This is a genomic window from Streptomyces sp. C, from assembly GCF_000158895.1.
Taxonomy (GTDB): domain Bacteria; phylum Actinomycetota; class Actinomycetes; order Streptomycetales; family Streptomycetaceae; genus Streptomyces; species Streptomyces racemochromogenes.
Genome location: NZ_GG657750.1, coordinates 7,120,576 through 7,125,298 on the forward strand (window position 1 = coordinate 7,120,576; position 4,723 = coordinate 7,125,298).

Below are 4,723 nucleotides of genomic sequence, written 5' to 3' on the forward strand. Positions count from 1 at the left end.
CCGCGTCCGTCATGGCCCGCAGCGTCGTGGGCAGCCGGACCAGGGCCGGCCGGGGTGCCGTCGGGGTACCGGGCCCGGTCGGCCGCCTCGATCACGTGGCTGCCGCCGAGCGCGACGGCGAGGGCGCCGTCCGGCACCACCAGGGGGCCGTCGCCGTCGGGCCACAGGATCCCGGTGGGCGCGGCCGCGCCCAGCAGGCGCAGCACGCGCGCCGCGTGCCCGCGCGGCAGCCCGGGGTCGGTGACCAGGGCGATCCGGCCGGGGGCGAGGTCCCGCAGGACGTGGGGGAGTCCGTCCGACGGGCCGTCCCCGCAGCGGATCTGCACGGGGACGTGCACCGGGCCGGCGAGCAGGGACCGGTCGATGCGGACGGAGGAGAGGTGTGCGGACATGCCGCTCACGATCCGGGCGCCCCCGCCCCGGCGGCATGAGGCCCAGACCCCGTCGCGGTCCCTCCCGTCCGGTCCCACCCCGCCCCGTACGGTCCCACTCCGCACGGCCCGGTCACACAGAGCGACGGTGAGTGACTGCTAGTGTCGATCCGTGGAGGAAGAAGACCGCACCATTCCCCGGGTCTTGATCGTCGACGACCACCCCCTGTTCCGCGAGGGGCTGCGGGCCGCCTTGGAGAGCACCCGGGGCGCGGTCGTCGTCGCCGAGGCCGAGACCGGCGGCGAGGTCCCGGACGCGGTGGACCGGCACCGGCCGGACGTGGTCGTGATGGACCTCTCCCTGCCCGACGTGTCCGGGATCGAGGCCACGCGCCGCCTCGCGGGCACCCACCCCGGCCTGCCCGTCCTGATGCTCACCATGTCCGACGACGACGGCAGCCTGCTCGCCGCCCTCCAGGCGGGCGCCCGCGGCTACGTCGTCAAGGGCGCCGGTTCCGAGGAGGTGCTGCACGCCCTGCGCACGGTCGCGGCGGGCGGCGCCGTCATCGGCTCCGAGATCGCGGCCCGCCTCTCCGAACTCCTGGCCGGCGGCCGCCGCCGCGACGCCGGACAGCTCTTCCCCTCCCTCACCTCCCGTGAGGTGGAGGTGCTCGAACTGATCGCGCGGGGCCACGACAACCGGCGCATCGCCCGGGAGCTGGTCCTGTCCGAGAAGACCGTCCGCAACCACATCACCCACGTCTTCGAGAAGCTCCAGGTCACCTCCCGCGCCGAGGCCGTGGCCCGGGCCCGGGACGCGGGCCTGGGCGGCGACGCCGGCTGACCGGCGAGCGCCGGGAACGGCCGCCCCGGAACGGGCCGCCCCGGGAGCGGCCCGCCCGGAAACGGGCCGCCCGGAAACGGGCCGCCCGGAAAGGGGCCGCCCGGAACAGGGACACCCGCCCCATGCGCCCGGGACCGGGCACGCACCAGGCTGGAAACCAACGCACCCCCGAGCGGCCGGGGAGGCCGACATGCGCACAGCGAACCGGACCACCGCGAACACGCCCCGCTCGGGGCCGGAGATGCTGCCCGCCTACGCCGTCTGCGTCCTCACCATGCTCGCCGCCATCACCTGGGGCATCGTCACCCTCACCCACATCGGCCACCCCGCGCTGCGCACCGTGCGCCTCCACCTCGCCGCCGACCACGTGCTCGTCGGCCTCGGCATCGCCCTCACCGGCATGGTCTTCGCCGCCCGCCGGACCGCCCGGGTCCTCGGGTGGCTCATGCTCTGCTCCGGCTGCGCGCTCACCCTCGCCCAGGTGGTGCCGCAGACCGCCGTGGTGCACGGAGCGGGACCGCGCGTGCTCACCGCCGTGTTCGTCCTGGTCATGGTCGCCTTCACCCTGATCAACGCCATCATCTACCCGATGCCGCTGTGGCTGCCCACCGGCCGCTTCCCCCGCTGGGGCGCGCCGTACGTGGCGTTCACCGCCCTCTTCAGCGCCGCCCAGCAGTACTACGTCTTCACCCGCCCCGGCTTCGTGTACTACGGCGTCGAGACCCCCATCTCCGGCCCCGGATGGGCCGGCCTGGAACGCCTGCTGACGCCGTGGATGGACACCGCCTCCCGCTGGGTCCCGCCCTTCATCGCGGGCATCGGCATCCTCCTGATGGCCGTCCGCTGGCCGCGCACCGCCAAGTCCGACCGCCCCTACGCGATCCTGGCCGTGCCCTACCTGCTGTGGCTCGCGGTGATCGCCGTCAACCAGTACGGCGACCCGCCGATGGGCTTCGAGGTCGTCATCGTCTACCTGGCCGCCGCGTCCTGGCCGGCGACCGTGGGCTACGTCCACATCCGGGAGCGCACCTGGGCCCTGGACCGGGCGGGACGCCGCATCCTGACGGCCTTCGTCCTCACCTTCGGGCTGTTCATGGCCTACGCGGGCGGCGCCTTCGTCCTCGACTACTTCGCGCCCGGCTCCTTGACCCCCGAGTCCGGGCTGATGGCCTGCCTCACCCTCCTCGTGGGATTCCTGCTGCGGCCCACCGCGCGATGGGCCGCCCGGCTCGTCGACCGCTACTACTACGGTGAACGCGCCCAGCCCTACCAGGCGGTGCGCGCCCTCGCCGACCGGCTCAGCCACGCCCTCGACCCGGGGGACATGCCCCGCCTGCTGTGCGACACCGTCGTGCACACCCTGCGGCTGCCCGCCGCCCGCCTGGTGATCAGCACCCGGCACGGGGAGCGCGAACTGGCCCGCCTGGGCAGCCCCGGCAGCGGCGACGAGGTCTTCCCCCTGGTCCACCGGGACAACGCCATCGGCCACCTCTACGTCCCGCCGCGCGCCGGCGAACTCGCCCTCGACCAGCAGGACCGCGAGGCCGTGCGGATCCTGGCCGACCACAGCGCGCCCGCCATCGCCTCCCTCCAGCTCTACGAGGAACTCCAGACGAGCCGCGAACAGATCGTCCTGGCGCGCGAGGAGGAGCGGCGCCGACTGCGCCACGACCTCCACGACGGCCTCGGCCCCGCCCTGTCCGGGCTGCGCCTCCAGGTCGACGCGGCCCGCGCCGCCATACCGTCCGGCACCCGGGCCACGGGCTCGCTGGCCGCCGTGTCCGAGGGCATCGGGCAGGCCATCGACGAACTGCGCCACATCACCGGCGGACTGGCCCCCGCCGCCCTGGACGGCGCCGACCTGCCCCGCGCCCTGCGCCAGCTCGCCGAACACCTGGGCCGGAACCTCCGCATCACCGTCAGCCTGGCCCCCGAGCCGTTCCCGGGCCTGCCGGCCGCCGTGGAGGTCGCCCTGTACCGGATCGCGGCGGAGGCCCTGAACAACGTCGTCCGCCACGCGCGGGCCGGCCACGCCCACGCGGCGGTGGTGCTCACCCCCGAGGCGGTGACGGTGGAGGTGACCGACGACGGGTCCGGGGTCCCCGCCGGCGCCCCCCGCGACGGCGGAGTGGGCCTGCGCTCCATGGCCGAGCGCGCCGAGGAGCTGGGCGGCACCTTCGACCTGGTCAGCTCCGGGACCGGGACCGTGATCAGGGCCGTGCTCCCGCGTACGGCCGGGACCGGCACGGGACCGGGGGACCATGTGCCCGGGACAGGGGGCTCCGTACGTTGATGGTCCGAAGCCCGAACGGGCCCGGAGAACCCGAGGAAGAGGAACCATCATGTACGCGAAGATCGTGAAGCTCGCTCCGGTGGCCCTGGTCACCGCCGGCCTGATCCTGGCCGGTCCGTCCGCACTGGCCGCCCCCCAGCAGCAGTCCGACGCCGTGTCGGTGCTGGAGCACAAGACCAGCGGCAAGAAGGGGCCCTACCCCAGCAAGTCGTCCTGCGAGGCGGCCGGCAAGGCGGGCCACTACAAGAGCTACTCCTGCAAGCAGCACGACCACAAGTGGTGGCTCTACTACACCACGAAGTAACGGGAGGACAGCTCCTCCAGCCGGGCCCGGGACACACGTCCCGGGCCCGGCGCCCGTGCGCCGCCCCCGCGCCGGGTCAGCCGCGGGACGCGGGCGGCGCCGCCAGGGGCGCGTCGCCCAGCTGTACGAGCGTCAGCAGGACCAGCGCGTCCGTCCAGCCCAGCGGCACGACGGCCTTCGGGAGGCCCTGCGCGTCCACCGTCTCCGGGAGCTCGCCGAGCACGTTGCGCTGCGCCAGCACCCAGTCGAGCACCGCGGAACCCTTCGCCCGCTCGCCCGTCGACGACCAGGCGAGCGCGAAGAACGAGGTGCTCGCCGTCCAGGTGATGTTCCCCCACCGCGTGTCCGGGTCACTGCCCGGCACCAGACCGCCGTTGGGCCGCAGCAGCTCCCGGTAGGTGGTGTCGAGTGCCCCCGGGAGACCGGCCGGCGCCTCGTTGAACGGCGGCGCCATGAACGCCGCCGCGCTGTCGTGGCCGTGCAGCCCGTCCACCGTGCGCTGGTAGCCCAGCGGCGCGAACCGCTTGGCGATGCCCCGCTCCAGCCGGCCCGCCGCCTCCGTCCAGCGCGCGGCCTCCTGCTGCCGCCCGAGCCCCGCGGCCAGGTCGGCGGCCGCCCGCAGCCCGGACAGCAGCGGCGCCGCCGTGCCGATGTTGGCGGTGTCCGTGGGCAGTTCCCAGTAGTCCGGGGAAGCCGGCGGCAGCCCCTCCCCGTCGAGGGAGGCCGCCGCGAAGTCGGCCGCCTTCAGGATCGCCGGGTACAGCACGCGCAGCCGCTCGGCCCGGTCCGCCGCGGGCGCCGTCCGGTACCACTGCCAGGTCGCCCAGGGCACCCAGCCGTTCGCGTCCAGCTGCCACGGCCGGGTGTCCGGCGGCCCCGAGCCGTCCAGCTTGGTACGGGCCTCCCAGGTG

At 75.0% G+C, this 4,723-nt stretch carries 4 protein-coding genes and 1 pseudogene; 3 read left to right on the forward strand and 2 right to left on the reverse strand.

Features of this window, described 5'->3' with window-relative positions; all coding sequences use genetic code 11:
- Positions 1 to 392, reverse strand: a pseudogene (locus SSNG_RS42560) (hypothetical protein); the annotation flags it as partial.
- Positions 393 to 543: 151 nt separating this feature from the next.
- Between SSNG_RS42560 and SSNG_RS31855 the strand changes: the two are divergent.
- From SSNG_RS31855 to SSNG_RS31865, 3 genes are all read left to right on the forward strand, one after another.
- Positions 544 to 1,215, forward strand: a complete 672-nt coding sequence (locus tag SSNG_RS31855) for a response regulator transcription factor (RefSeq protein WP_007268059.1) — start codon at positions 544 to 546, stop codon at positions 1,213 to 1,215.
- Between the two features lie 190 nt (positions 1,216 to 1,405).
- Positions 1,406 to 3,508: a GAF domain-containing sensor histidine kinase gene (locus SSNG_RS31860; protein WP_007268060.1), complete on the forward strand. Its 2,103-nt coding sequence runs from the start codon at positions 1,406 to 1,408 to the stop codon at positions 3,506 to 3,508.
- A 49-nt stretch (positions 3,509 to 3,557) separates the two neighbouring features.
- Positions 3,558 to 3,812, forward strand: coding sequence for a hypothetical protein (locus tag SSNG_RS31865; RefSeq protein ID WP_042802473.1), 255 nt, complete (start codon positions 3,558 to 3,560; stop codon positions 3,810 to 3,812).
- A 76-nt stretch (positions 3,813 to 3,888) separates the two neighbouring features.
- On the opposite strand, the gene SSNG_RS31870 is transcribed toward SSNG_RS31865, so the two are convergent.
- On the reverse strand, positions 3,889 to 4,723 hold an 835-nt coding region (locus tag SSNG_RS31870; RefSeq protein WP_206731349.1), incomplete at its 5' end, for a hypothetical protein.